This window comes from Pseudomonas sp. Ga0074129, from assembly GCA_001465025.1.
Classification (GTDB): domain Bacteria; phylum Pseudomonadota; class Gammaproteobacteria; order Pseudomonadales; family Pseudomonadaceae; genus Aquipseudomonas.
In genome coordinates this window covers 32,240-56,323 of sequence record LNDO01000081.1, presented here as the reverse complement: position 1 = coordinate 56,323, position 24,084 = coordinate 32,240, and the positions used below count along the sequence as shown (strand labels likewise).

30 protein-coding genes are annotated in these 24,084 nt (G+C 59.8%); 22 read left to right on the top strand and 8 right to left on the bottom strand.

The genetic code is table 11. From position 1 onward, the window contains the following. Nucleotides 1-39: 39 nt before the first annotated feature. From AUK77_RS11270 to AUK77_RS11225, 10 genes are all read left to right on the top strand, one after another. Nucleotides 40-201, top strand: a complete 162-nt coding sequence (locus AUK77_RS11270) for a hypothetical protein (protein ID WP_296129644.1) — start codon at nucleotides 40-42, stop codon at nucleotides 199-201. A gap of 379 nt (nucleotides 202-580) precedes the next feature. Further along, a complete protein-coding gene (argS, locus tag AUK77_RS11265) occupies nucleotides 581-2,320 on the top strand; it encodes an arginine--tRNA ligase (protein ID WP_296129641.1) in 1,740 nt (579 codons plus the stop codon). Then, the gene (locus AUK77_RS11260) at nucleotides 2,321-3,004 is read left to right on the top strand and encodes an SPOR domain-containing protein (RefSeq protein ID WP_296129638.1); all 684 of its coding nucleotides are present in this window, start codon (nucleotides 2,321-2,323) and stop codon (nucleotides 3,002-3,004) included. Between the two features lie 141 nt (nucleotides 3,005-3,145). Next, on the top strand, nucleotides 3,146-3,676 hold the full coding sequence (hslV, locus tag AUK77_RS11255; RefSeq protein WP_233685389.1) for an ATP-dependent protease subunit HslV: 531 nt from the start codon (nucleotides 3,146-3,148) through the stop codon (nucleotides 3,674-3,676). 27 nt (nucleotides 3,677-3,703) lie between these two features. Beyond that, the gene (gene hslU, locus AUK77_RS11250) at nucleotides 3,704-5,044 is read left to right on the top strand and encodes an HslU--HslV peptidase ATPase subunit (RefSeq protein ID WP_296129636.1); all 1,341 of its coding nucleotides are present in this window, start codon (nucleotides 3,704-3,706) and stop codon (nucleotides 5,042-5,044) included. Between the two features lie 83 nt (nucleotides 5,045-5,127). Then, nucleotides 5,128-5,502, top strand: coding sequence for a DUF971 domain-containing protein (locus tag AUK77_RS11245; RefSeq protein ID WP_296129634.1), 375 nt, complete (start codon nucleotides 5,128-5,130; stop codon nucleotides 5,500-5,502). Between the two features lie 515 nt (nucleotides 5,503-6,017). Next, a complete protein-coding gene (phaC, locus tag AUK77_RS11240) occupies nucleotides 6,018-7,697 on the top strand; it encodes a class II poly(R)-hydroxyalkanoic acid synthase (protein ID WP_296129631.1) in 1,680 nt (559 codons plus the stop codon). Between the two features lie 155 nt (nucleotides 7,698-7,852). Beyond that, nucleotides 7,853-8,713: a poly(3-hydroxyalkanoate) depolymerase gene (phaZ, locus tag AUK77_RS11235; RefSeq protein ID WP_296129629.1), complete on the top strand. Its 861-nt coding sequence runs from the start codon at nucleotides 7,853-7,855 to the stop codon at nucleotides 8,711-8,713. A 204-nt stretch (nucleotides 8,714-8,917) separates the two neighbouring features. Further along, complete coding sequence (gene phaC, locus AUK77_RS11230) at nucleotides 8,918-10,600, top strand: class II poly(R)-hydroxyalkanoic acid synthase (protein WP_296129625.1); 1,683 nt, start codon at nucleotides 8,918-8,920, stop codon at nucleotides 10,598-10,600. 74 nt (nucleotides 10,601-10,674) lie between these two features. Further along, nucleotides 10,675-11,289 carry a TetR/AcrR family transcriptional regulator gene (locus AUK77_RS11225; protein WP_296129623.1) on the top strand — a complete coding sequence of 205 codons (615 nt, stop codon included), beginning with the start codon at nucleotides 10,675-10,677 and terminating at the stop codon, nucleotides 11,287-11,289. 57 nt (nucleotides 11,290-11,346) lie between these two features. Here the strand turns inward: AUK77_RS11225 and AUK77_RS11220 are convergent, their stop codons facing one another. The 3 genes from AUK77_RS11220 to AUK77_RS11210 form a co-directional block, all read right to left on the bottom strand. Further along, entirely contained in the window at nucleotides 11,347-12,066 is a 720-nt protein-coding gene (locus AUK77_RS11220) for a phasin family protein (RefSeq protein ID WP_296129620.1), read from the bottom strand. A gap of 11 nt (nucleotides 12,067-12,077) precedes the next feature. Further along, nucleotides 12,078-12,518, bottom strand: coding sequence for a phasin family protein (locus AUK77_RS11215; protein WP_296129617.1), 441 nt, complete (start codon nucleotides 12,516-12,518; stop codon nucleotides 12,078-12,080). Between the two features lie 281 nt (nucleotides 12,519-12,799). Then, nucleotides 12,800-13,078, bottom strand: a complete 279-nt coding sequence (locus AUK77_RS11210) for a polyhydroxyalkanoic acid system family protein (RefSeq protein WP_296129615.1) — start codon at nucleotides 13,076-13,078, stop codon at nucleotides 12,800-12,802. Nucleotides 13,079-13,253: 175 nt separating this feature from the next. Here AUK77_RS11210 and ubiE point away from each other — a divergent pair, with 175 nt between their 5' ends. From ubiE to AUK77_RS11165, 9 genes are all read left to right on the top strand, one after another. Further along, nucleotides 13,254-14,024, top strand: coding sequence for a bifunctional demethylmenaquinone methyltransferase/2-methoxy-6-polyprenyl-1,4-benzoquinol methylase UbiE (gene ubiE / locus AUK77_RS11205; RefSeq protein WP_296129612.1), 771 nt, complete (start codon nucleotides 13,254-13,256; stop codon nucleotides 14,022-14,024). Then, the gene (locus AUK77_RS11200) at nucleotides 14,024-14,641 is read left to right on the top strand and encodes an SCP2 sterol-binding domain-containing protein (RefSeq protein ID WP_296129609.1); all 618 of its coding nucleotides are present in this window, start codon (nucleotides 14,024-14,026) and stop codon (nucleotides 14,639-14,641) included. Before ubiE ends, AUK77_RS11200 begins: the two co-directional genes overlap by 1 nt. Beyond that, complete coding sequence (ubiB, locus tag AUK77_RS11195; protein WP_296129606.1) at nucleotides 14,638-16,227, top strand: ubiquinone biosynthesis regulatory protein kinase UbiB; 1,590 nt, start codon at nucleotides 14,638-14,640, stop codon at nucleotides 16,225-16,227. The genes AUK77_RS11200 and ubiB overlap by 4 nt, the downstream gene beginning before the upstream one ends. A 67-nt stretch (nucleotides 16,228-16,294) precedes the next feature. Continuing rightward, the gene (hisI, locus tag AUK77_RS11190) at nucleotides 16,295-16,696 is read left to right on the top strand and encodes a phosphoribosyl-AMP cyclohydrolase (RefSeq protein ID WP_296129603.1); all 402 of its coding nucleotides are present in this window, start codon (nucleotides 16,295-16,297) and stop codon (nucleotides 16,694-16,696) included. A gap of 7 nt (nucleotides 16,697-16,703) precedes the next feature. Next, nucleotides 16,704-17,036, top strand: coding sequence for a phosphoribosyl-ATP diphosphatase (locus AUK77_RS11185; RefSeq protein WP_090255176.1), 333 nt, complete (start codon nucleotides 16,704-16,706; stop codon nucleotides 17,034-17,036). 27 nt (nucleotides 17,037-17,063) lie between these two features. Then, the gene (tatA, locus tag AUK77_RS11180) at nucleotides 17,064-17,303 is read left to right on the top strand and encodes a twin-arginine translocase TatA/TatE family subunit (protein ID WP_296129601.1); all 240 of its coding nucleotides are present in this window, start codon (nucleotides 17,064-17,066) and stop codon (nucleotides 17,301-17,303) included. Between the two features lie 3 nt (nucleotides 17,304-17,306). After that, complete coding sequence (tatB, locus tag AUK77_RS11175; RefSeq protein ID WP_296129598.1) at nucleotides 17,307-17,675, top strand: Sec-independent protein translocase protein TatB; 369 nt, start codon at nucleotides 17,307-17,309, stop codon at nucleotides 17,673-17,675. Further along, nucleotides 17,672-18,475 carry a twin-arginine translocase subunit TatC gene (gene tatC / locus AUK77_RS11170; RefSeq protein WP_296129596.1) on the top strand — a complete coding sequence of 268 codons (804 nt, stop codon included), beginning with the start codon at nucleotides 17,672-17,674 and terminating at the stop codon, nucleotides 18,473-18,475. Before tatB ends, tatC begins: the two co-directional genes overlap by 4 nt. Then, nucleotides 18,472-19,179 (top strand): 16S rRNA (uracil(1498)-N(3))-methyltransferase, encoded by a 708-nt coding sequence (locus AUK77_RS11165; RefSeq protein ID WP_296129593.1) that lies wholly within the window; start codon nucleotides 18,472-18,474, stop codon nucleotides 19,177-19,179. The genes tatC and AUK77_RS11165 overlap by 4 nt, the downstream gene beginning before the upstream one ends. 77 nt (nucleotides 19,180-19,256) lie before the next feature. Here AUK77_RS11165 and AUK77_RS11160 read toward each other — a convergent pair whose 3' ends face one another. Next, nucleotides 19,257-19,751, bottom strand: coding sequence for a helix-turn-helix domain-containing protein (locus tag AUK77_RS11160; protein ID WP_296129590.1), 495 nt, complete (start codon nucleotides 19,749-19,751; stop codon nucleotides 19,257-19,259). A gap of 100 nt (nucleotides 19,752-19,851) precedes the next feature. Here AUK77_RS11160 and AUK77_RS11155 point away from each other — a divergent pair, with 100 nt between their 5' ends. Next, nucleotides 19,852-20,580, top strand: a complete 729-nt coding sequence (locus AUK77_RS11155; RefSeq protein WP_296129587.1) for an SDR family oxidoreductase — start codon at nucleotides 19,852-19,854, stop codon at nucleotides 20,578-20,580. An 87-nt stretch (nucleotides 20,581-20,667) separates the two neighbouring features. Continuing rightward, entirely contained in the window at nucleotides 20,668-21,255 is a 588-nt protein-coding gene (locus tag AUK77_RS11150) for a 2-hydroxychromene-2-carboxylate isomerase (RefSeq protein ID WP_296129584.1), read from the top strand. Here AUK77_RS11150 and dtd read toward each other — a convergent pair. Together dtd and pip are read right to left on the bottom strand one after the other, a co-directional pair. Further along, nucleotides 21,252-21,689: a D-aminoacyl-tRNA deacylase gene (gene dtd / locus AUK77_RS11145; RefSeq protein WP_296129581.1), complete on the bottom strand. Its 438-nt coding sequence runs from the start codon at nucleotides 21,687-21,689 to the stop codon at nucleotides 21,252-21,254. The genes AUK77_RS11150 and dtd overlap by 4 nt on opposite strands. Next, complete coding sequence (gene pip, locus AUK77_RS11140) at nucleotides 21,686-22,657, bottom strand: prolyl aminopeptidase (protein ID WP_296129578.1); 972 nt, start codon at nucleotides 22,655-22,657, stop codon at nucleotides 21,686-21,688. Before pip ends, dtd begins: the two co-directional genes overlap by 4 nt. A gap of 98 nt (nucleotides 22,658-22,755) precedes the next feature. On the opposite strand from pip, the gene AUK77_RS11135 reads away from it, so the two are divergent. Continuing rightward, nucleotides 22,756-23,190, top strand: coding sequence for a hypothetical protein (locus AUK77_RS11135; protein ID WP_296129575.1), 435 nt, complete (start codon nucleotides 22,756-22,758; stop codon nucleotides 23,188-23,190). Nucleotides 23,191-23,238: 48 nt separating this feature from the next. On the opposite strand, the gene AUK77_RS11130 is transcribed toward AUK77_RS11135, so the two are convergent. Both AUK77_RS11130 and bamE read right to left on the bottom strand, forming a co-directional pair. Further along, nucleotides 23,239-23,787, bottom strand: coding sequence for a lipocalin family protein (locus AUK77_RS11130; RefSeq protein ID WP_296129572.1), 549 nt, complete (start codon nucleotides 23,785-23,787; stop codon nucleotides 23,239-23,241). After that, nucleotides 23,787-24,038: an outer membrane protein assembly factor BamE gene (gene bamE / locus AUK77_RS11125; RefSeq protein WP_296129570.1), complete on the bottom strand. Its 252-nt coding sequence runs from the start codon at nucleotides 24,036-24,038 to the stop codon at nucleotides 23,787-23,789. Before bamE ends, AUK77_RS11130 begins: the two co-directional genes overlap by 1 nt. Between the last annotated feature and the right edge of the window lie 46 nt (nucleotides 24,039-24,084).

Here is a 24,084-nt window from a genome sequence, read left to right as displayed (position 1 = left end):
GCCCGATTGAAGTCATGACAGAGGTGGTAGGAATGCATCATGCTGCGCCTGCTTCAATTCAATAACCGTGTTGCACTCAGCCCCTGCAACCGCCCACCATCAAAGCAACGCCAAACTATCGATCGCACCTGCAAATCTCTTCAAAAAATGCCGCACCCTGATACAGGTAAGCCACTACAGGCACTGCGTCTTTTGCGCTAAGCGCTCAATCAAAATGACACTCTCATTACAGCGCACGCCTGCTTTGAAAGCACCCGCGCAGATTAAATCTTATCTTCCTCACATACAGTTATGAAACTTATGCTTAAGCCGGGATCAATTGTCGCTAGGCGCCTTACGACCCGTCGCGTTGCCATCAAGCCGCCAACAAAGAATCCACTCGACAATATCCAGCTCAAGCCTTTTACGCCGTGCGCGGAGCTAAAAGACATGGGTTGGACAGATGCGCAGAGGACTGACCCTAATCGTAAGCTGTTAAAACCACGCGCTGCTTGAAGCGGCGGGCGAAGGGCGTCGATAATGCGCAGTTTTCAACCAGCGCCATTGTGCGCCGCCGCCCCATCGGCCGACCGAGCAGACCATGAAAGACAGCATTCGCCACCTGATCCAGCAAGCCCTGACCCGCCTCACTGCCGACGGCGTGCTGCCGGAAGGCCTGAGCCCGGCCATTCAAGTGGAGAACACCAAGGACAAGACTCACGGCGATTTCGCCAGCAACATCGCCATGATGCTGGCCAAGCCGGCTGGCATGAAGCCGCGTGACCTGGCCGAAAAGCTGATTGCCGCACTGCCGACCGACGCCAGCATCAGCAAGGTCGAGATTGCCGGGCCGGGCTTCCTCAATTTCTATCAGAACACCCAAGCCTTGGCCGCGCGCCTCGACGCCCTGCTGGCCGATGCCACGCTCGGCGTGCGCAAAAATGGCCCGGCGCAGCGCGTGGTGGTCGATTTGTCGGCCCCCAACCTGGCCAAAGAGATGCACGTCGGCCACCTGCGCTCGACCATCATCGGTGACGGTGTCGCGCGCGTGCTGGAGTTCCTCGGCGACGAAGTAATCCGCCAGAACCACGTTGGCGACTGGGGCACCCAATTCGGCATGCTGCTGGCCTTTATGCAAGAAAACCCCGCCGCTGCCGAAAGCGAGTTGGCCGACCTAGAGGGTTTCTACCGCGCAGCGAAAAAACGCTTCGACGACTCCCCCGAGTTCGCCGAGCGCGCCCGCGAGTTGGTGGTGCAACTGCAAGCGGGTGATGCCGAATGCCTGCGCCTGTGGCATCGCTTTAACGATATTTCCCTGAGCCACTGCCAGGCACTGTATGACCGCCTGGGCGTGAAGCTGAGCATGGCCGACGTCAAAGGCGAAAGCGCCTACAACGACGACCTGGCCAACGTGGTCGCCGACCTCAAGGCCAAAGGCCTGCTGACGGAGAGCGACGGCGCGCAGTGCGTGTTCATGGACGCGTTCACAAACGCCGAAGGCAATCCGCTGCCGCTGATCGTGCAAAAGGCTGGCGGTGGCTACCTCTACGCCACCACCGACCTGGCCGCCACGCGCTACCGCGCCAATGTGCTGAAGGCCGACCGCGTGCTGTATTTCGTCGACCAGCGCCAGGCGCTGCACTTCCAGATGGTCTTTGCCGCTGCGCGCCTGGCCGGTTTCGTCCCCGCCGCAATGCAAATGGAACACATGGGCTTTGGCACCATGAACGGCGCTGACGGCCGCCCGTTCAAAACCCGCGACGGCGGCACAGTGAAGCTGGTCGACCTGCTCGATGAAGCCGAAGAGCGCGCTTATGCCTTGGTTAAAGGCAAGAACCCCGAACTGGACGATGCCGAACTACGCCAGATCGCCCGCGCGGTGGGCATTGGCGCGGTGAAATACGCCGACCTGTCCAAGCACCGCACCAGCGACTACCGCTTTAACTTCGAGCTGATGCTGAGCTTTGAGGGCAACACCGCGCCCTACCTGCTGTACGCCTACACCCGCGTGGCCAGCATCTTCCGCAAACTGGGCAAGGGTTTTGCCGAGGTTGAGGGCCAACTCGACCTGCAAGCCCCTCAGGAAATCGAACTGGCGGGCAAGCTCGCGCAATTCGGTGAAGTGCTGGCCGGCGTTGCCGACAAAGGCGAACCGCACCTGCTGTGCGCCTACCTGTACGACCTAGCCGGGCTGTTCTCCAGCTTCTACGAAAACTGCCCAATCCTCGCCAGCGAAGACGAAACCCTGCGCAACAGCCGCCTGCGCCTCGCCGCCCTGACCGGCCGCACGCTCAAGCAAGGCCTGGAGCTGCTGGGCCTGGAAACCCTGGAGCGCATGTAAGTGGCCGCCAAGAAGAAGCCAGCCCCCAAACGCGGTGCCAGCCGCTACCAAGCCCCGGCGAAAAAGCCGGTGCCGGGTTGGTTCTGGCTAATCTGCGGCTTGGTGGTTGGCGGCTTCATGGTATTTCTCTTTAGTCTGGAACCCGGCAGCGACGAAATTAAACGCGTAAAGGCCGAACAAGCCGCTGCGCAGGCCGCTAAAGCCAAGGCCAGCGCACCGGTCAGCCGCGAGCCGGAAAAACCCAAATACGACTTCTACACCCTGCTGCCGGAATCGGAAGTCATTCTGCCGCCGCAACCGATCGAGCCCACCCCGCCGCCGGTGGCCGAACAAAAACCGGTCACCCCGGAAGAAGCGGCGAAGATTGACGCGGCCCGCGCCGAAGCCGCGCTCAACGGCCAGGTGCCACCACCGCCACCCGTGGTCGCAAAGGCTCCAACCACCTCGCAGTTCTTCCTGCAGGCAGGCTCATTCCGCCGTAAAGACGATGCCGACAGCCTGCGTGCGCAGTTCATCCTGCTTGGGCAGAGCGTGCGCGTGGAGTCTGGCAAAGTACGTGAAGAAACCTGGCACCGTGTGCTGGTCGGCCCCTACGCCACGCGCGAACAACTCGGCCAAGCGCAGAAGTCCCTCGCCGCCAGCGGTTTCAGTAATCTGTTGTTACAGCAGCGGCAGGTGCCCTAAGCCCCGTCATTTCGAGCACTGAGGCGTGGCTGCAGGAATTTTTGTCTGACAGCAAGCGCCTCGGGGCTTGAACCCAGCCCGCCGCGCCCCCACTTCACTCAGCATTGGGCACTTTCGCCCCGCTGCGTGGAGACTCTCCCCTTGACCACCATCGTTTCAGTGCGCCGCAACGGCAAAGTCGTCATGGGCGGCGACGGCCAGGTGTCCCTCGGCAATACCGTGATGAAAGGCAACGCGAAAAAAGTCCGTCGCCTGTACCACGGCCAGGTGCTGGCCGGCTTTGCCGGTGCCACTGCCGACGCCTTTACCCTGTTCGAACGCTTCGAAGGCCAACTGGAAAAACACCAGGGTCATCTGATCCGCGCCGCCGTCGAGCTGGCCAAAGACTGGCGTACCGATCGTTCGCTGAGCCGCCTGGAAGCCATGCTGGCAGTCGCCAACAAGGACGCCTCGCTGATCATTACCGGCAACGGTGACGTGGTTGAGCCCGAACACGGCCTGATCGCCATGGGCTCCGGCGGCGGCTTCGCCCAGGCCGCAGCCATGGCTCTGTTGCAGAAAACCGATTTGAGCGCCCGTGAAATCACCGAAACCGCGCTGAACATTGCCGGCTCCATCTGCGTGTTCACCAACCAGAATCTGACTATCGAGGAAGAAGACTGCGCTGAATAAGCGCGCTCTCCTCTGGAGTACCCCCGCATGTCCATGACGCCCCGCGAGATCGTTTCCGAACTCAACCGCCACATCATCGGCCAGGACGACGCCAAGCGCGCCGTGGCCATTGCCCTGCGCAACCGCTGGCGGCGCATGCAACTGCCCGCCGAGCTGCGCCAGGAAGTGACGCCGAAGAACATCCTGATGATCGGCCCGACCGGTGTCGGCAAAACCGAAATCGCCCGTCGCTTGGCCAAGCTGGCCAACGCACCGTTTATCAAGGTGGAAGCAACCAAGTTCACCGAAGTCGGCTATGTCGGCCGCGATGTCGAGTCGATCATCCGCGATCTGGCCGATGCCGCGATCAAGATGCTGCGCGAGCAGGAGATGATCAAGGTTCGCCACCGTGCCGAGGACGCTGCCGAAGAGCGCATCCTCGATGCCCTGCTGCCGCCAGCCCGCACCGGTTTCAATGAAGAGGCCGCCCCGGCCAGCGATTCCAACACCCGCCAGCTGTTCCGCAAACGCCTGCGTGAGGGGCAGCTGGACGACAAGGACATCGAGATCGACGTGGCCGATGCGCCGGCCGGCATCGAAATCATGACCCCGCCGGGCATGGAAGAGATGACCAATCAGCTGCAAAGCCTGTTTTCCAACATGGGTAAGGGCAAGAAGAAGAGCCGCAAGCTCAAGGTCAAGGAAGCCCTGAAGATGGTGCGCGATGAAGAAGCCGCGCGCCTGGTCAACGAGGAAGAACTCAAGGCCCAGGCCCTGGAAGCCGTGGAGCAGAATGGCATCGTGTTTATCGACGAGATCGACAAGGTGGCCAAGCGCGGCAATGTCGGCGGTGCCGATGTGTCCCGTGAAGGCGTGCAGCGCGACCTGCTGCCGCTGATCGAAGGCTGTACGGTGAACACCAAGCTGGGCATGGTGAAAACCGACCACATCCTGTTTATCGCTTCCGGTGCCTTCCACCTCAGCAAGCCGAGCGACCTGGTGCCCGAGCTGCAAGGCCGCCTGCCGATTCGCGTGGAGCTGAAAGCCCTGACCCCGCAGGACTTTGAGCGCATCCTCAGCGAACCGCACGCCTCGCTCACCGAGCAATACGCCGCGCTGCTGCACACCGAAGGCTTGGGCATCCAGTTCGCCCAGGACGGCATCAAGCGCATCGCCGAGATCGCCTGGCAGGTCAACGAGAAGACCGAGAACATTGGCGCACGCCGCCTGCACACCCTGCTCGAACGCCTGCTGGAAGAAGTCTCCTTCAGCGCCGGCGACCTGGCCGGCCAGCAGAATGGCGCGCCCATCGTGATCGACGCCGCCTACGTCAACAGTCACCTCGGCGAGCTGGCGCAGGATGAAGATCTGTCGCGTTATATCCTCTAAAAGCAGTCTGTAGGAGCGAGCCTGTGCGCGATTTGGCATGATCGCGAGCAAGCTCGCTCCTACATTCCCTGCGGAACCCGTCCATGCGCATCCCAACCGCGATCAAACTGCACAAAGCCTCGAAAACCCTGGAGCTGCATTACGGGGCGGACGAGCGCTACACCCTGCCCGCCGAGTTCCTGCGTGTGCATTCGCCCTCGGCCGAGGTGCAGGGCCATGGCAAGCCCATTCTGCAAACCGGCAAGCTCGGCGTCGGCCTGAGCAAAATCGAACCCGCCGGCAATTACGCCCTCAAGCTGACCTTCGATGACGGCCACGACAGCGGTCTGTTCAGCTGGGACTATCTGGAACAGCTGGCCATCCGGCAAAACGAGCTGTGGAACGATTACCTGGCCGCCCTGGCCGCCGCCGGCAAATCCCGCGACCCCAGCGAGAGCGTGGTGCGCCTGCTGCTCTGACACTCCACGTGCGGCCTGTCAGGTACAGCCCCATGCAGCCTCGGTTTTTTCCCCAGGACAAACCTGCCGGGCGACAATCTGCCGCAGTGCAGCAACCCCTCTAGGCCGTTGTTCCTGGCCGGTTAGAGCGCATTTTCTAATCCTTCTCTGCATACTTGTCGCGCATTCGGCCAAGATCGCGGCCAGCTTGCAAAAATTCACAAACTCGGGTAACCAAGTAGTTGGAAATTTTCCTGTTTCTGGCCAGGCCAGTTGCAGGGAAGATTGCGGAGCGATCCGCCCTTGGTAATCCGGGCAATACCTGGTTCATGGAACCTGCTCAAAGTCTCGCGAGCTAGAGTCATGCAAGGCAAAAACAGGCGAGGAAGCGGAGTGTACGTTTGTACATGAGCATTCCGAGTCTGGTTTTAACGCAGCAAGACCGACGCGCAGCAGACTTGGAGCAGGTTTTAGCCCTGTGTCGCCGTGCACAGCCGTATGCCGGTATTTCGTCTCAGGACAATGGAGCGTTGTAGATGACAGATAAGAATAATGATGACCTGAAAAACCAGGCCTCCGAGAACACCTTGGGGCTTAACCCGGTAATCGGCATCCGTGGTAAAGACCTGCTCAGCTCCGCGCGCATCGTGCTCAAGCAAGCCCTCAAACAGCCGCTGCACAGCGCCAAACACCTTGCCCACTTCAGCCTGGAGCTGAAGAACGTGATGCTCGGCCAATCCGACCTCACCCCCGCCGAAGGCGACCGGCGCTTTGCCGATCCGGCCTGGAGCCAGAATCCGCTGTACCGCCGCTACCTGCAGACCTACCTGGCCTGGCGCAAAGAGCTGCATGACTGGGTTGAGCACAGCAACCTGTCCGAGCAGGACGCCAGCCGTGGTCACTTCGTGATCAACCTGATGACCGAAGCCATGGCCCCGACCAACAGCATGGCCAACCCGGCGGCCGTAAAACGCTTCTTCGAAACCGGTGGCAAGAGCCTGCTCGACGGCATGTCGCACCTGGCCAAGGATATCGTCCACAACGGCGGCATGCCCAGCCAGGTCAACATGAATGCCTTCGAGGTCGGCAAGAACCTCGCCACCAGCGACGGTGCGGTGATCTTCCGCAACGACCTGCTGGAACTGATCCAGTACAAGCCGATCACCGAGCAGGTGCACGAACGCCCGCTGCTGGTAGTGCCGCCACAGATCAACAAGTTCTACGTCTTCGACCTGTCGCCGGAAAAGAGCGTGGCGCGTTTCCTGCTGCGCAACGGCGTGCAGACCTTCGTGGTGAGCTGGCGCAACCCGACCAAGGCGCACCGCGAGTGGGGCCTGTCGACCTACATCGAAGCGCTGAAAGAAGCCATCGATGTGGTCATCGCCGTCACCGGCAGCAAAGACATCAACATGCTCGGCGCCTGCTCCGGCGGCCTGACCACCACCTCGCTGCTGGGCCACTACGCCGCGCTGGGTGAGAAGAAGGTGCATGCCCTGACCCTGCTGGTCAGCGTGCTGGATAACCGCCTGGAAACCGACGTGGCGCTGTTCGCCGACGAGAAGAGCCTGGAGCTGGCCAAACGCCGTTCCTACCAGGCCGGTGTGCTGGAAGGCAGCGACATGGCGAAAGTCTTCGCCTGGATGCGCCCCAACGACCTGATCTGGAACTACTGGGTCAACAACTACCTGCTCGGCAACGAGCCGCCGGTGTTCGACATTCTCTACTGGAACAACGACACCACCCGCCTGCCGGCTGCGCTGCATGGCGAGTTTATCGACATGTTCCAGTCCAACCCGCTGATCCGCGCCAATGCCTTGGAAGTCTGCGGCACGCCGATCGACCTCAAGCAGGTTACCAGCGACCTCTACTGCGTGGCCGGCACCACTGACCACATCACACCGTGGGAGTCGTGCTACAAGTCGGCCAAGCTGTTTGGCGGCAACGTCGAGTTCGTACTGTCCAACAGCGGGCATATCCAAAGCATTCTCAACCCGCCGGGCAACCCGAAAGCACGCTACATGACCAACACCGAGCTGCACGCGGACCCGAAAACCTGGCAAGCCAGCTCCACCAAGCACGCCGACTCCTGGTGGCTGCATTGGCAAACCTGGCTGGCCGAACGTTCCGGCGCCAACAAAAAGGCTCCGACCCAGCTCGGCAACAAGAAATACCCGGCCGGCGAAGCAGCGCCTGGCACCTACGTTCACGAACGTTGAGCCCTGCGCACTGCGCATCACTGCCCGCGACACTGGAGGTGTCGCTCGCCCGCCAGGTCATGTGACCCGGCGCGGCGAACCAGGCTCCGCCCTGGCGTTTCTGGAAAAGACCCGGAGGGTTTGATCCAGCGTTTTAACTGATAGGGCTTCTGCGCATGTCGATACCTTTCACATTCCGCACCATCGAACTGGACGGCCAGACCATCCGCACCGCCGTTCGCCCCGGCAACGGCAAGATGACCCCGCTGCTGATCTTCAACGGCATCGGGGCCAACCTGGAACTGGTCATGCCGTTCGTGCGTGCACTCGATCCGGGCCTGGAAGTCATCGCCTTCGACGTCCCTGGTGTCGGCGGCTCGTCCACACCCAGCACACCGTATCGCTTCCCGGGTCTGGCCAAGCTGGCGGCACGTATGCTCGATTACCTCGACTACGGTCAGGTCAACGCCATTGGCGTGTCCTGGGGTGGTGCATTGGCGCAGCAATTCGCCCATGACTACCCCGAACGCTGCAAAAAGCTGATCCTCGCCGCCACCTCGGCCGGTGCCGTTATGGTGCCGGGCAAGCCCAAGGTGCTCTGGTGCATGGCCAGCCCACGGCGCTATGTGCAGCCTTCATACGGTGTGCAGATTGCACCGGAAATTTACGGCGGAGCCTTTCGCCGCGACCCGAAACTAGCGCTGGCGCACGCCAGTAAAGTTCGCTCGGGCGGCAAGATGGGCTACTACTGGCAACTGTTCGCCGGCCTCGGCTGGACCAGCATTCACTGGCTGCACAAGATTCGCCAACCCACTCTGGTGATGGCCGGTGATGATGACCCGCTTATCCCGCTGGTCAACATGCGCTTGCTCGCTTGGCGCATCCCCAACTCTGAGTTGCATGTCATCGATGATGGTCACCTGTTCTTGGTAACGCGTGCCGAAGCGGTTGCACCGATCATCATGCGATTCCTCGAAGAGGAACGGCAGCGCGCCATCATGCACCCACAACCGGCGACCGTTCGTAGCCACAGCTGACAGCCCCATGCAGGGGCAACCCCCCACTCAATACGCACTGATGCAGCACGCCACGCACAGTGCTTGACCCATAATCGGGCACGTTGTATTACCTGAGAGTTAGTGCGCAGCGGTCTGGAATGCACTTGCGCCAACGTTGGTACACGCTTTGCTGCTGAGCTACCAACCTTGATGTCTCACGGTTTGACGACGGAGTGTTGCCCCATGCGAGACCAACCCGCCAAGCGCGCCCTGCCCGCGCGCAGCAGCGTGATGAACGCCCAGAACGCAGTTGTTGGTTTGCGTGGCCGCGACCTGCTCTCCACCTTGCGCAGCCTGGCACTGCAAGGGATCAAGCAACCCGTCCACAGCGCGCGTCATGCCCTGGCCCTGGGCAGTCAATTAAGCCGCGTTCTGCTGGGTGACACGCCCTTCAAGGTCAACCCACAAGATGCGCGCTTCGCTGACCCAACCTGGCGCGACAATCCGTTTTACAGCCGTAGCTTGCAGGCTTATCTGGCTTGCCAAAAACAACTCAACAGCTGGATCGACGAAAGCAGCCTGGATGCCGATGACCGCGCACGCGCGCGCTTTGTCACCACCTTGCTCGGCGATGCTCTGGCCCCCAGCAACACCGTGCTCAATCCGCAGGTCATCAAAGAACTGTTCAATACCGGCGGCAGCAGCCTGATCAAGGGTGTGACGCACCTCTTTGACGACTTGGTGAACAACGACGGGATGCCCAGCCAGGTCAGCAAACATGCCTTCGAAGTCGGCCGTAACCTGGCCGCCACCAGTGGCGCAGTGGTGTTTCGCAATGAGTTGCTGGAGCTGATCCAGTACAAACCGCTGAGCGAAAAGCAGTACGCCAAGCCACTGCTGATCGTGCCACCACAAATCAACAAGTTTTATATCTTCGACCTTTCCAGCGAAAAGAGCTTTGTTCAATACGCCCTCAAGAACGGCTTGCAGACCTTTGTCATCAGCTGGCGCAACCCCGACCCGCGCCACCGCGAGTGGGGCCTGTCGAGTTATGTGCAGGCCGTTGAAGCGGGCATCGACGCCTGCCGTGAAATCACCGGCAGCAAAGACGTTAACCTGCTCGGTGCCTGCGCCGGCGGGCTGACCATTGCCGCCCTGCAAGGCCACCTGCAGGCCAAACGGCAATTGCGCAAAGTGGCCAGCTCCACCTACATGGTCAGCCTGCTCGACAGTCAGATCGACAGCCCGGCCATGTTGTTTGCCGATGAGCTGACGCTGGAAGCCGCCAAGCGCCGCTCCTATCAGCAAGGTGTATTGGATGGGCGTGACATGGCGCGAGTATTTGCCTGGATGCGCCCCAATGACCTGATCTGGAATTACTGGATCAACAACTACTTGCTCGGCAAGCAACCGCCGGCCTTCGATATTCTTTACTGGAACAACGACAACACGCGCCTGCCTGCAGCTTTTCACAGCGACCTGATCGACTTCTTCAAGCACAACCCGCTGACCCGCCCGCGGGGCTTGGAAGTCTGCGGCTCGCCCGTGGATCTACAAAAGGTGACAGTCGATAGCTTCAGCGTTGCCGGCATCAATGACCACATCACACCTTGGGATGCTGTGTATCGCTCGACCTTGCTGCTGGGCGGTAACCGCCGCTTTATTCTGTCCAACAGCGGCCATATCCAGAGCATCCTTAACCCGTCGGGTAACCCTAAATCCAATTACCTGGAAAACCCGACACTCGGCCGCGATGCAAAAACTTGGTATGAGGACGCCGAACAGGTGCAAGGCAGCTGGTGGCCGGTTTGGCTGGAGTGGATTCAGCAGCGCTCGGGCGAACAGCGCCCAACGCTGATGGCCCTCGGCAATCAGCATTACCCCGCCATGGAAGCCGCCCCAGGCACCTATGTGCACGTACGCTAATTGAATTCAGAACGGCAGACCGCCTTACGGTCCGCCATGGATAACCGCTTAAGCGGACAAAATAAGAAGACCGGATGAAAACCCGCGACAGAATCCTTGAATGTGCCCTGCTCCTGTTCAATCAGAAGGGCGAGCCCAATGTATCCACATTGGAAATTGCCAACGAACTCGGCATTAGCCCTGGCAACCTCTACTACCACTTCCACGGCAAAGAGCCCTTGATCCTCGGGTTGTTCGAGCGCTTTCAGGGTGAACTCGCCCCGCTGCTATCACCACCCGATGATGCGCAACTGGGTGTGGAAGATTACTGGTTGTTCCTGCACCTGATTGTCGAGCGCTTGGCGCACTATCGTTTTCTGTTCCAGGACTTGTCCAACCTGACCAGCCGCCTGCCCAAGCTGGAACGCGGCATGCGTCACTGGCTTAACAACCTCAAACGCGCCTTGGCCGAACTGCTGGCGCAACTACAAATTGACGGTCAATTGCGCAGTGACACCCAATCGCTGGGCCAGCTGGTTGAGCAGATAACTCTCACGTTGCTGTTTTCTCTCGACTACCAACGCATCCTGGGGCGTGAAGGCGAAAGTCGCCTGGTGGTGTACCAAGTGATGATGCTGGTGGCTCCGCACCTGACAGACGAACCACGGCACGCTGCCGAGCATCTGGCCCGACGCTATCTGGAAGACTGATCGCAGAAACGCAAACGCCCAGCACTAGGCTGGGCGTTTGCGTTTCTGCTAAGCGTCTTAAGACTGGGTAGCAGGTGCAGCCGGAGCAACAGCGGCCGGAGCGGCAGCAGGTGCTGCTACTGGAGCAGCAGCGGCAGGCGCTGCTGCTTTGGCAGCTGGCTTAGCCGGTGCAGGCTTGGCAGCGGCTTTAACAGCAGGTTTTGCCGCTGGCTTGGCAGCAGGCTTAGCGGCTGGTTTGGCAACCGCTTTAACGGCTGGTTTGGCAGCGGGCTTAGCAGCCGCTTTAGCCGCTGGCTTAACAGCAGCAGGCTTAGCAGCTACCTTTTTGACAGCTGGCTTAACCGATTTAACCGATACACCGGTCAACTGCTCGATCTGCTTGGTCAGGCTTTCAACCTTGGCGTTGAGCGCTTTCACTTCGTTGCGGCTCGGTACACCGAGACGCGAAATGGCATTGTTCAGACGCTTGTCGAAGGCTTCTTCCAACTCGCCCCACTTGCCGATCGCCTTGTCTTTAACTTCATCCACTTTCGACTTGGCGGAGTCTACTTTCGACTCAACGGTGGACTTCACAGCGCCCACTTGTTTGTCGACTTCGGTCTTGGCCAGCTTCTCAGCTTTTTCGCCATCTTTAACCAGCGTGTCGAACAGCTTAGTGCCGTCCTTGCTGACTTTAGAGTAGGCACCCAAACCGGCCAGCCAGATCTGACGCGAGTATTTTTCTACTTCGCCAACCCAGGTAGTGGTTTGTTTTTCAGTTTTCTTTTTGACAGCCATTCCAGCTCTCCTTATTTGGTACGCGCGACGTGCTCGAGCAACGCGCTCAGCTCATCCAGCTTAGCAGACAGTACTTCAACGTCTTGCTTGGACGGGATGCCCAGACGGTTCAGCGCGCTGGCAACACGGTTATCGAAAGCCTTCTCGATTTTGTCGAGTTGCACTTCAACCTTGCCTTTCACGCTGTTGACGTTGCTGGTCACAGTGGTTTTAACGCTATCGATTTGGCTGTTAGCCGCTTCAACTTGTTCGTTGACCAGCTTTTTACCTTGCTTCTCGACGCCTTCACCGCTCTTAACCAGCGACTTGAAGTACTCGGAACCTTCCTGACCGGCTTTGGCGTATGCGCCCAGGCCAGCCAAGTAAATTTTGCGGGCGTAGATTTTGGCGTCGCTCAGCACGCTGCTGGTTTCTTCAACGACGACTTTCTTCTTAACGGCAACTTTCGACATGGTGCACCTCACTCTAAATGTTTCGAGGAAACGCCCACGGAATGCAGGCTTAGGTACACGGTATCGATGAAAATTAGAAACCGCATACTAAGCGTAAGAAAAAACTGCCTGGAGCAGTTTTTAACGTTGCGTAGCAACGGCCCGCAGGGAGGCCGCCAGGGATGGCAGGCCATCAAAAACTACCTGGAGCAGTTTTTAACATTGCGCAGCAACGGCCCGCAGGGTGGCCGCCAAGGATGGCAGGCCATAAAAAAACACCAGGAGCCGTTTTAAAAGTCGGCTCACGCCTGCAGGTTTTTATCCAGCACCTCTTCTATCTCGCGCTTGATGCTGCTGCTCATGGCCGACAGTAATAAGCCCAGGCTGAGCTGCACACGCACACTGTCGTCACGTACATCAATACGCCCGTCGGCACCGCTGCGCTTGAACTCAAGGGTGTCGCCATTCCAGCGGTAGCGCACGTCATACTCACGCGCCAAACGCTCGGCCAATTGCTCGGCTTTCTCCCGAGCTACTTCGCGACCGAGGTTATGTGGACGTTCGATGTTGATTTTGGCCATGGCCTTTCTCCTCGCCAGTTAACTGCGACCTTAAGTCGCGAGACTATAGCAAGCCCTGCGCATGCACAGTCTTAACGCGTGGACTTAGCACTTACGGTTTGCAGCCGCGAGCAGTTTTTAGGTTTAGAATGGCCGCCACTTTAGGCGCAGCCTCCGTGCTTCAGGAAAGGCCAAGATGAACGACCCGCGCAACAGCAACGACAGCGAACCCACCACGCACTTTGGCTTCCAGAGTGTGCCGGAAAGCCAGAAGGCGGAAAAAGTCGCCGAAGTGTTCCACTCGGTAGCGGCCAAATACGACCTGATGAATGATGTGTTGTCCGGCGGCATGCATCGCCTGTGGAAGCGCTTCACCATCGAGTTGTCGGGCGTGCGCGCGGGCAACCGGGTGCTGGACATTGCGGGGGGCACGGGCGATCTGACGCGCAAGTTTTCCAGCCTGGTTGGGCCGACCGGCGAAGTCATCCTCGCCGACATCAACGAGTCGATGCTCAAGGTCGGCCGCGACCGCCTGCTCGATAAGGGCGTCGCGGGCAACGTCAAATTCGTTCAAGCCGATGCGGAAAAGCTGCCGTTCCCGGACAACCATTTCGATGTGGTGACCATCGCGTTTGGTCTGCGTAACGTCACGCACAAGGAAGACGCCATCCGCTCGATGCTGCGCGTGCTCAAGCCCGGCGGTCGCTTGCTGATCCTGGAGTTTTCCAAACCCTCCAGCCCGCTGCTGTCGAAGTTCTACGATGCCTACTCGTTCAAGTTCATGCCACTGGCTGGCAAGCTGATCACCAATGATGCCGAAAGCTACCGCTACCTGGCTGAGTCGATCCGCATGCACCCGGATCAGAACACCCTCAAGGCCATGATGGTGGAAGCCGGTTTCGAGCGCGTGACCTTCCACAACATGACGGGCGGTATTGTTGCCCTGCACCGCGGCATCAAGCCCTGATGCTCCTCACTGGGCTGCTGGCCGGGGTCGAACTCGGCCTTAATCGCGTACTGGCGATGGACAGCACCGCGTTACCGCGCCTGGCCCGTTTGAGTGGCCAGGTGATTGCCGTGGAATGCCTCGCGCCAAATCTGCAGCTGTTTATTCTGCCCAGCGCCAGCGGTTTGCAACTGGCGGCCCAATGGGCAGGCGAAGCGGATTGCCACCTGCGCGCACCGGCCGCGAGCCTGCTACGACTGGCCACCAGCAAGGACAAAACCAGCATCCTGCACAGCCCCGAGGTCAGCCTGGACGGTGACAGCGCGGCACTCTTGGCACTTGCCGGCATTCTTCAGGACCTGGAACTGGACTGGGAATATGAACTGGCGCGCTGGCTTGGCCCCGTTGGCAGTCAACTGCTGAGTGGTCATCTGCGCAGCCGCGTGAGTTGGACCAGCCAGACCCTCGACAGCCTGCGCCTGAACCTGGCGGACTACCTCAGCGAAGAATCCCGCAGCCTGGTTGGCCAGCGCGAAGCCGATGCGCGCTTTGCCGAACTGGATCAGCTAAAACTGTCCCTTGACCGCCTCGACGCGCGCATCGAGCGCCTCGCCCAACGCCATAAGCCCACTGCATGAAGCTGCTTGCCGTTCGTCGTCTGCTGCGTATCCAGCGCGTGGTGATTCGCTACCAACTGGATGATTTGCTGTTCAACCTGCCGCTGCCGTTTTGGGCCAGCCTGCTGCGCTATGCCCTGCCTTGGCGCTGGCTGCCGCGTAAGGCGTCAACCTTGTCGCGTGGTGCGCGCCTGCGTTTGGCGCTGGAAGAACTGGGGCCGATTTTCATCAAATTCGGTCAGGTACTCTCCACCCGCCGCGACCTGCTGCCGCTGGATATCGCCGATGAGCTGGCCAAGCTGCAAGACCAAGTACCGCCCTTTGACCCGGCCAAAGCCCAGGCGCTGATCGAGGCGCAACTGGGAGCCAAGGTCGAAGAGGTGTTTGCCCGTTTTGATGCCCTGCCACTGGCGTCAGCCTCAGTGGCACAAGTGCATGCCGCGCAGCTGAAAAGCGGCGAAGAAGTGGTGGTCAAGGTCATCCGCCCCGGGCTTGAGCCGGTGATTGCACAGGACATCGCCTGGCTGTTCCTGCTGGCCAAACTGGCCGAGCGCGCCTCCGCCGACGCCCGTCGCCTGCACCCGGTGGAAGTGGTCAGCGACTACGAGAAAACCATTTACGACGAACTCGACCTGCTGCGCGAAGCGGCCAATGCCAGCCAGTTGCGCCGCAACTTCGACGGTTCGCCGCTGCTGTATGTGCCGCAAGTTTACTGGGACCTGTGCAGGCCGAAAGTGCTGGTGATGGAGCGCATCTATGGCATTCAGGTCACCGACCTGGCGACGCTGGCCGACCAACGCACGGATATGAAAAAACTGGCCGAACGCGGCGTGGAGATCTTCTTCACGCAGGTGTTCCGCGACAGTTTTTTCCATGCTGACATGCACCCCGGCAATATCTTTGTCAGCACCCGCACCCCCTGGGACCCGCAATACATCGCCATCGACTGCGGCATCATCGGCAGCCTCACTGCCGAAGATCAGGACTACCTGGCGCGCAACTTGATCGCCTTTTTCAAACGCGATTACCGCCGCGTGGCGCAACTGCACATCGACTCCGGTTGGGTGCCCGCAGAAACAAAGATCAATGATTTTGAGGCGGCCATCCGCACGGTGTGCGAACCGATCTTCGAAAAGCCGCTGAAAGATATCTCCTTCGGCCAAGTGCTGCTGCGCCTGTTCCAGACCGCGCGACGCTTCAACATGGAAGTGCAGCCGCAACTGGTACTGCTACAGAAAACCCTGCTGAATATCGAAGGCCTGGGCCGCCAGCTGTATCCGGACCTGGACCTGTGGAGCACCGCACAGCCTTTTCTTGAGCGCTGGATGCGTGAACGCATCAGCCCGCTGCACCTGCTGCGCAACCTGCAATTGCAAGCCGAACAAGTGCCACACCTGTCGCAAATCGCCCGCGAAACGCTGGAACGCCTCAACCAACAACCAACCAACAGCTCGCCAACGCCGACCGCCAGCCATCAGTGGCCCGCACGGCTACTTGGTGCAGCGCTGATTGGCGGTGCTGCCAGCCAAGGTTTGCTGCTCAGCCTGATCGCCTGGCCGAGCTGGCTGATGCTGGCCGGCGGGCTCTACTTGGTACTGCGCCGATAGCCACACTCGGTGCGCACTGGCACACTGGCTTTATGAATCAAACAGCCCGAGATGGGCGGACACTGCAATGACTGACTGGCTCGACGAAATCAACTGGAACGCGGACGGCTTGGTGCCGGCCATCGCCCAAGACTATAAAACCGGCCGCATCCTGATGATGGCCTGGATGAACAGCGAAGCCCTGGCACTGACCGCCAGCGAGCAGCGCGCCATCTACTGGTCGCGCTCACGCGGCAAACTCTGGCGCAAAGGTGAAGAATCCGGCCATGTGCAGAAGCTGCATGAAATGCGCTTGGACTGTGACGCCGACGTGATCATCCTGATCGTCGAACAAATAGGCGGCATCGCCTGCCACACCGGTCGCGAAAGTTGCTTCTACCGGGTGTTCGAGAACGGTGCGTGGAAAACTGTCGAGGCGGTGCTGAAAGATCCGCATGCCATCTACGCAGCAGGACATAACCATGAGTGATTCGGCCATGACTGATACCCTGAGCCGCCTGGCCGAAGTGCTGGAGTCGCGCAAAGGCGCGGCCGCCGACAGCTCCTATGTCGCCAGCCTTTACCACAAGGGTTTGAACAAGATTCTGGAAAAGGTCGGTGAGGAATCGGTAGAAACCATTCTCGCCGCCAAAGATGCTGCCGTCAGCGGTGACTGCAGCGATGTAATTTACGAAACCGCCGACCTGTGGTTCCACAGCCTGGTTATGCTTGCCGCCCTCGGCCAGCATCCACAGGCGGTATTGGACGAACTGGACCGGCGCTTTGGCCTCTCCGGGCATGCGGAAAAAGCCGCACGCTCACAAGACTGATCAACCCTTTACTACGGAGTACGCATTATGGGATTCGGTGGCATTAGCATCTGGCAACTCCTGATCATCCTGCTGATCGTGGTCATGCTGTTCGGCACCAAGCGCCTTAAAGGCCTGGGTTCTGACCTTGGCGATGCGATCAAGGGTTTCCGTAAGTCGATGGACAACGGCGAAGGTGAAAAACCAGCGGCGGCGGTCGAAGAGCCCAAAGGCCAGACCTTCGATGCCCAGGTCCGCAAGGTTGAAGAACCGGCGAAAAAAGACTAAGCCATGTTCGAGATCGGCTTTACCGAACTGCTGCTGGTCGGCATCGTTGCCCTGATTGTGCTCGGGCCCGATCGCCTGCCCGGTGCGGTGCGCACGGCAGGTTTATGGATTGGCCGGATCAAGCGCAGCTTCAGCGCCATCAAGGCCGAGGTTGAGCGTGAGATTGGTGCGGATGAAATCCGTCGCCAGCTGCATAACGAGCAGATTCTAGAGCTTGAGCGGGAAATGAACGCCATGAAGCAAAGCATCAATGCGCCGTTCGGCAGCCCCACTGAAACGCCATCCACAACCATCCCAGCCGCCGAGCCGGCTGTCCCTGCCAGCACCAGCACCAGCACCAGCACCAGCCAGGATAAAAGCCCGCTACCATGAGCCAACGACCGGACCATGATCAGGAAATGCCGCTGATCTCGCACCTGACGGAACTGCGCACGCGTCTGCTGCGTATTGTTGCAGCGGTGTTCCTACTGTTTGCCGGGCTGTTCTATTTCTCTCAGGACATTTACGCGCTCGTCGCCGCCCCGCTGCGCGCCTACTTGCCTGAAGGCGCGACGATGATTGCCACCGGCGTGGCCTCACCGTTTTTGACGCCCTTCAAACTGACATTGATGGTGTCGCTGTTTCTGGCCATCCCGATCATCCTGCATCAGATCTGGGGTTTTATCGCACCGGGGCTGTACAAGCATGAAAAGCGCATTGCCATCCCCTTGCTGATCTCCAGCATCCTGCTGTTCTATGCCGGCATGGCGTTCGCCTACTTTGTAGTCTTTCCGATCATGTTCGGCTTCTTCGCCAGCGTGACGCCGGAAGGTGTGGCGATGATGACCGATATCGGTCAGTACCTGGATTTCGTACTGACCCTGTTCTTCGCTTTCGGTGTGGCCTTTGAAATCCCGATCGCCACCTTTCTGCTGATCTGGGTCGGCATAGTCGATGTCGCCACCCTGCGCAGAAGTCGCCCCTATGTAATTGTTGGCTGTTTTGTTGTTGGCATGCTGCTGACGCCGCCGGACGTGTTTTCGCAAACGCTGCTCGCCGTGCCCATGTGGCTGCTGTTCGAGGCTGGATTGCTCTGTGGCAGCCTGGTCAAACGGCGCGATGAGCAAGAGTCGGTGGATGAAGCCGACAGCGATACGCCGGCAAACGACCAGCCACCCGCTGCGCAACCGTGAACCTGCTGCTCCTCGAAGACGGCGACTTTGTTGCCGAAGACCGTGTGCGGCTTAGCGGTCGCCGGCTCAAACACCTGCTTGAGGTGCACCGCGCTGAAGCCGGAGACAGCCTGCGCGTTGGCCGCCTGAATGGCCTGATGGGCAGCGGCCAGCTCATCAGCCTGGACAGCGAACACGCTGAGCTGTCTGTACAACTCGATCAACCGCCGCCAGCTAAATTGCCGCTGACCCTGCTGCTGGCCCTGCCCAGGCCGAAGATGCTGCGCCGTGTGCTGCAAACGGTAAGCAGCATGGGCGTACCTCGGCTGGTGCTGTTGAACAGCTATCGAGTAGAGAAAAGCTTTTGGCAGACGCCATTCCTTGAGCCCGCCGCGATTCACGAGCAGCTGATTCTCGGCCTGGAGCAGGCGCGCGATACCGTGTTGCCCGAGGTGATCATCGAGAAGCGCTTCAAGCCCTTTGTCGAAGACCAATTACCCGCCATAAGTGCCGGCACCCTAGGCCTGGTCGGCCATCCCGGCGACTACCCGGCCTGCCCACGCGCTGTCGAGCAGGCCGTGACGCTCGCCATCGGCCCGGAAGGCGGCTGGATTCCCTACGAAGTGGAAAAGCTACAAGAGGCTGGCCTGCAACCGGTGCAACTGGGCGCGCGCATTTTGCGCGTGGAAACAGCAGTCACCGCCTTGCTGGCGCGACTGTTCTGAACCACCATTCCTGACCCGAAGGGTGGATGACGCTGTCATCCATCCGCCAAATCGCGGTGGTGGATGAGAAAAGTCCCCTACACAACCTGCTTTTCGTGCCAGTGCGCTGGCAAGAGTTGCCCCTTAAACGCAGGCGCCTCCTCAAGCTGTACATCCTTCGGCACCAGTGGCTCGCCGCAATCCGAACACACCAGCACACCGTGCATCGGCTGGCCGCAGGCGCGGTGAATATGCCGAATCGGCGCGCCTTCCGGGCCACTCATATGGCGGTCGCCCCACTGCACCAGCGCCATGATGGCCGGGTACAAGTCGCGCCCCTTGGCGCTTAGGCAGTATTCCTCACGCAGTGGCCGCTGCTGGTAAGCCACCTTGTCCAGCACCCCAGCTTCCACCAGCTTTTTCAAGCGATCGGCTAGTACATGCCGGGTAATGCCTAAGCGCTTTTCGAATTCATCGAAGCGGCGAATACCGAGAAAGCTCTCGCGCAACACCAGCAGCGTCCAGCGATCCCCCACCACCGACAGGGTACGAGCCAAGGAACAAGGTTGCTGCTCCAATTCTTCCCAACGCATAAGCCAATCTCCTTCAGCGAGGGATCACGATAGCTTGACAGGATTCAGAATGAAACCGACCATCAGGCAAAGTTCCAAAACAGAACTTATGGAGACTGCAATGACCGAACGTAAAGCAATTTTGGTGGTGGGTGCGGGGGACGCCACCGGCGGTGCCATCGCCAAACGCTTCGCCCGCGAGGGTTACGTCGCCTGCGTGGCGCGGCGTAATGCCGAGAAGCTAGTCCCATTGGTGGCGCAGATCGAAGCAGCCGGTGGCAGCGCACGGGCCTTTGGCTGCGATGCACGGGTGGAAGAACAGGTGATCGCGCTGTTCGGCACCATCGAGCGTGAGGTCGGGCCGCTGCACGCGGTGGTGTTCAATATCGGCGCTAACGTGCAGTTCTCCATCACCGAAACCACCGAGCGGGTCTACCGCAAGGTCTGGGAAATGGCCGCGCTTGCAGGCTTTCTCACCGGTCGAGAAGCCGCCAAGGTAATGCTGCCTCGTAACGAGGGCACCATCATCTTTACCGGCGCCACCGCCTCTTTGCGCGGCCGAGCCAATTTCTCGGCCTTTGCCAGCGCCAAGTTTGCCCTGCGCGCCTTAGCGCAAAGCATGGCCCGCGAACTCGGCCCCAAGGGTATCCATGTTGCCCACCCGATCATCGATGGCGCCATCGACACTGCGTTTATCCGCGACACCTTTCCGCAGCTGTACCAGCTCAAAGAGCAGGACGGAATCCTCAACCCCGAACACATCGCCGACACCTACTGGCAGATTCACTGTCAGCCCCGCGACTGCTGGGTGCATGAAATGGATCTGCGGCCATGGAGCGAAACCTTCTAAACATCGCGCACCAATTCGTAGGATGGATCACGCGTCATCCACCCTACAGCCAGCCCAGCTATATCGAACCTGACAAAAGGACATACGATGAACAAGACAGTTGAGTTCTTTTTCGACTTCGGCAGCCCTGCCAGCTACCTGGCCTGGACCCAGTTGCCGCGCATTGCCAAGGCGCAGGGCGCACAAATCATCTGGCGGCCGATGCTGCTTGGTGGCGTATTCAAAGCCACCGGCAACCAGTCGCCTGTGTTGATCCCGAGCAAGGGCCGCTGGATGCTGCAAGACCTAGCCCGCTTCGCCGCGCGCTACGACGTGCCGATGCAGTTCAACCCGCATTTTCCAATCAACACCCTAACACTGATGCGCGGTGCGGCTGGCTACGAAAACAGCGAGCAATTCACGCGTTACGTGCAGGTGATATTTGAGGCGCTGTGGACGCAGCAGAAAAACCTGGGCAAGCCTGAGGTGGTTGCGCAAGTGCTGAGCGCGGCCGGGTTTGACCCTGCCGAGTTTGAGCAGTTGGTCAACGATGAAGCCGTCAAGGAGCGTCTCAAGGCCACCACCGAAGAAGCGATCAAGCGCGGCGTATTTGGCGCGCCGACATTCTTCATCGGTACTGAAATGCACTTCGGTCAGGATCGCCTGGATTTCGTCGCCGACGCCTTGGCGCGCTAGCTCTCCAGCAGAAAAGTCACCGGCCCGTCATTGATCAGGTGCACCTGCATGTCGGCACCGAACTGGCCGGTGGCGACCTGAGGGTGCCGGGCGCGGGCTTGCGCCACCAGCAAGTCGAACAACTCGGCACCCAGCGCTGGGGGTGCGGCGCGGGTAAAGCTGGGGCGCAAGCCGCTTTTGGTATCGGCGGCCAAGGTGAATTGCGACACCAGTAAAAGCCCGCCAGCAACGTCGCCCAGCGAGAGGTTCATCTTGCCGGCGGCATCGCTGAACACACGGTAATTGAGCAGCTTGTGCAGGGCTTTCTCGACGCTGGCCGGGGTGTCTTGCGGCTCAATACCGACCAGCGCCAGCAGGCCTTGGTCAATCGCCCCCACCACTTCACCCGCCACCTCGACTCGGGCGCTACGCACCCGCTGAATCAGTGTCTTCATGCTTCGTCCGGTGCCAGATTGAGCAGGCGTCGCGCCAGTTCGTCCGCCGCACGCACCAGGGCGTCAGTGATGCCGTTTTCGGCTGCCGAGTGGCCAGCATCGCGGATGATCTGCAGTTCACTGTTCGGCCAGGCTTGATGCAACGCCCAGGCGTTGTCCAACGGGCAGATCACGTCGTAACGGCCATGCACAATCACCCCCGGCAGATGGGCAATTTTCGGCATGTCACGCAGCAGTTGATCCGGCTCAAGGAAGGCGTTGTTGACGAAGTAGTGGCATTCGATACGCGCAATCGACAGCGCGCGGTGGCTGTCGCTGAAGCGGTCAACCACTTGCGGGTTAGGACGCAGGGTCGCCGTGCGGCCTTCCCAGGTCGACCAGGCTTTGGCCGCGTGCATTTGGGCAATCTGGTCCGGGCCGGTCAGGCGCTTGTAAAAAGCCTGCATCAGGTTACCGCGCTCATCCTGTGGAATCGGTGCCAGGTAGTCTTCCCAGTAATCAGGAAATAGGCGGCTCGCACCTTCCTGATAGAACCAGTCGAACTCCTGCGGTCGACACAGGAAAATGCCCCGCAGAATAAGACCATGTACGCGCTGCGGATGCGCCTGAGCGTAGGCCAGCGCCAAGGTCGAACCCCACGAACCACCGAACAGCACCCATTTATCGATGCCCAGCTGCTCGCGGATTACTTCCATATCGGCGATCAACGCTTGAGTGGTGTTGTTCTCCAGACTGGCGTGGGGCGTGGAGCGGCCGCAACCGCGCTGATCGAAGGTGACGATGCGGTAAAGATTGGGGTCGAAATAGCGGCGACTGGCGGCATCACACCCAGCACCCGGGCCACCATGGATAAACACCACAGGCAGGCCGTCCGGCGAACCACTTTCGTCCACATACAGCACGTGCGGGGCTTGCACGGCCAACTCATGACGGGCGTAGGGTTTTAGTTCCGGATACAAGGTCTGCATGGCATGCTCCTGAAGGTGAACCAAGCATTGGCTGGCCTTATGCGCAGGGCAGCGGCTCGGTGCGTTGCCGCATCATAACCATGAAAAGGGAGTTCAGCATGCACACACGGGTATTTGCCTTAGCTTTTGTAATGATTTGCAGCCTACTCACTGGCTGCGGCGACAAGGATGATCCACAGGCCGCCCTGGAAGCCGCCGTGGAGCAATTGCAGAGCAACCTTGAGGGCAAGAAGAACAGCGCAGTACTTGAACAATTGCACCCGCAATTCTCTGCGCAGAACGAGTTCGACCGCGAGTGGGCACAGCGCACCATGCTGCTGCTATTTATGCGCCACAAAAACATCAAGGTGCTGGCCCTGAGTAAGAACAGCTACCTCGACACGACCTACCGCGAAAAAGGCCATACCGAAGCCCAGGTCACGCTGGCCGGCGCTGAAAGCCTGATCCCCGACAGTGCCCGGCACTACAGCGTAAAACTGGAATGGTGGCTGGACGGTGATCAATGGCGGCTTGCACGACTGAATTGGCAATAGCCCTAAGGCGACTCAAACGTCGCGCAACATGCGCAGCCACCCGGCTGCTTAATCCGAGTCAGCGCTGCGCCAAATCAGTTGTTGCGTGTCATAGCCACGCTTACGCGCTTCATCGAGCAAAATGGCCCGTGTTTGCGCACTGGCCACTTCATCTCGGGTTAGCAGCCACAGGTACTGGCGATCGGGGTGACCGACCAATGCGCTCTGGTAGTCGGCATCCAGGTAGAGCACCCAGTACTCACCCTTGGTTAAACCCGGCAACAAGCGGCTAACCCAATTATCGAAACTGACCCACAGCTTGTTGGTTTGCCCCGGTACTTGCGCCACAGCCTGACCGCTGACAGCCTGCCACTCACCCTCGTGGGTTCGGCAGCGGTTGGTCACGCCAATACTGGCGTCACCACGCAATTCATACTGCGCCTCGGACTGCGCGCAGTGGCGCTGAAAGAACATCGGCAAGCGCGCCTGCTCGTACCAGGTGCCCTGATAGCGCTGCAGATCAACCTGCGCAACAGTGGCCGGTGGCGCAACATCCTTAGCCGAGTTGGCGCACCCAGAGAGCAGCAGTGCAGCGGCACACAGCGTTAGCAGACGCATCACTTAAGCCCCTTGGCTGAGAACATCAGCACCTTATCGCCAGCATATTGCACGCTGATAAAACGCTGCTCATCACCCCAAGTGCAACTGGCAACGCCCAATGCCGCCGAACACTCATCCGGCCCACCTAACAGGCGCTCGACCTCAGCCTTGCTCATGCCCGGCTGGAGTTGTGCGTAGTTTTCTTGATTGAGAGGGCTGCAGCCTGTCAGCAGAAGCAGGAAGGTGAAAACAGCGAGAGGACGGCACATGGTTAATCCTGATCTGGGCAAACGGGGTAAGCCAAGCCTACCCCGT

Bases quoted from the DNA above. Each gene is read 5' to 3' on its own strand.
- tatC (WP_296129596.1), top strand. From the start codon at position 17,672: ATGAGCCAACGACCGGACCATGATCAGGAAATGCCGCTGATCTCGCAC.
- tatA (WP_296129601.1), top strand. From the start codon at position 17,064: ATGGGATTCGGTGGCATTAGCATCTGGCAACTCCTGATCATCCTGCTG.
- AUK77_RS11130 (WP_296129572.1), bottom strand. From the start codon at position 23,787: ATGCGTCTGCTAACGCTGTGTGCCGCTGCACTGCTGCTCTCTGGGTGC.
- AUK77_RS11160 (WP_296129590.1), bottom strand. From the start codon at position 19,751: ATGCGTTGGGAAGAATTGGAGCAGCAACCTTGTTCCTTGGCTCGTACC.
- bamE (WP_296129570.1), bottom strand. From the start codon at position 24,038: ATGTGCCGTCCTCTCGCTGTTTTCACCTTCCTGCTTCTGCTGACAGGC.
- phaC (WP_296129631.1), top strand. From the start codon at position 6,018: ATGACAGATAAGAATAATGATGACCTGAAAAACCAGGCCTCCGAGAAC.
- tatB (WP_296129598.1), top strand. From the start codon at position 17,307: ATGTTCGAGATCGGCTTTACCGAACTGCTGCTGGTCGGCATCGTTGCC.
- ubiE (WP_296129612.1), top strand. From the start codon at position 13,254: ATGAACGACCCGCGCAACAGCAACGACAGCGAACCCACCACGCACTTT.
- phaC (WP_296129625.1), top strand. From the start codon at position 8,918: ATGCGAGACCAACCCGCCAAGCGCGCCCTGCCCGCGCGCAGCAGCGTG.
- argS (WP_296129641.1), top strand. From the start codon at position 581: ATGAAAGACAGCATTCGCCACCTGATCCAGCAAGCCCTGACCCGCCTC.
- AUK77_RS11225 (WP_296129623.1), top strand. From the start codon at position 10,675: ATGAAAACCCGCGACAGAATCCTTGAATGTGCCCTGCTCCTGTTCAAT.
- hslU (WP_296129636.1), top strand. From the start codon at position 3,704: ATGTCCATGACGCCCCGCGAGATCGTTTCCGAACTCAACCGCCACATC.
- AUK77_RS11150 (WP_296129584.1), top strand. From the start codon at position 20,668: ATGAACAAGACAGTTGAGTTCTTTTTCGACTTCGGCAGCCCTGCCAGC.
- AUK77_RS11155 (WP_296129587.1), top strand. From the start codon at position 19,852: ATGACCGAACGTAAAGCAATTTTGGTGGTGGGTGCGGGGGACGCCACC.
- phaZ (WP_296129629.1), top strand. From the start codon at position 7,853: ATGTCGATACCTTTCACATTCCGCACCATCGAACTGGACGGCCAGACC.
- hisI (WP_296129603.1), top strand. From the start codon at position 16,295: ATGACTGACTGGCTCGACGAAATCAACTGGAACGCGGACGGCTTGGTG.
- AUK77_RS11245 (WP_296129634.1), top strand. From the start codon at position 5,128: ATGCGCATCCCAACCGCGATCAAACTGCACAAAGCCTCGAAAACCCTG.
- ubiB (WP_296129606.1), top strand. From the start codon at position 14,638: ATGAAGCTGCTTGCCGTTCGTCGTCTGCTGCGTATCCAGCGCGTGGTG.
- AUK77_RS11270 (WP_296129644.1), top strand. From the start codon at position 40: ATGCTGCGCCTGCTTCAATTCAATAACCGTGTTGCACTCAGCCCCTGC.
- AUK77_RS11220 (WP_296129620.1), bottom strand. From the start codon at position 12,066: ATGGCTGTCAAAAAGAAAACTGAAAAACAAACCACTACCTGGGTTGGC.
- AUK77_RS11215 (WP_296129617.1), bottom strand. From the start codon at position 12,518: ATGTCGAAAGTTGCCGTTAAGAAGAAAGTCGTCGTTGAAGAAACCAGC.
- AUK77_RS11200 (WP_296129609.1), top strand. From the start codon at position 14,024: ATGCTCCTCACTGGGCTGCTGGCCGGGGTCGAACTCGGCCTTAATCGC.
- pip (WP_296129578.1), bottom strand. From the start codon at position 22,657: ATGCAGACCTTGTATCCGGAACTAAAACCCTACGCCCGTCATGAGTTG.
- AUK77_RS11210 (WP_296129615.1), bottom strand. From the start codon at position 13,078: ATGGCCAAAATCAACATCGAACGTCCACATAACCTCGGTCGCGAAGTA.
- AUK77_RS11135 (WP_296129575.1), top strand. From the start codon at position 22,756: ATGCACACACGGGTATTTGCCTTAGCTTTTGTAATGATTTGCAGCCTA.
- AUK77_RS11185 (WP_090255176.1), top strand. From the start codon at position 16,704: ATGACTGATACCCTGAGCCGCCTGGCCGAAGTGCTGGAGTCGCGCAAA.
- dtd (WP_296129581.1), bottom strand. From the start codon at position 21,689: ATGAAGACACTGATTCAGCGGGTGCGTAGCGCCCGAGTCGAGGTGGCG.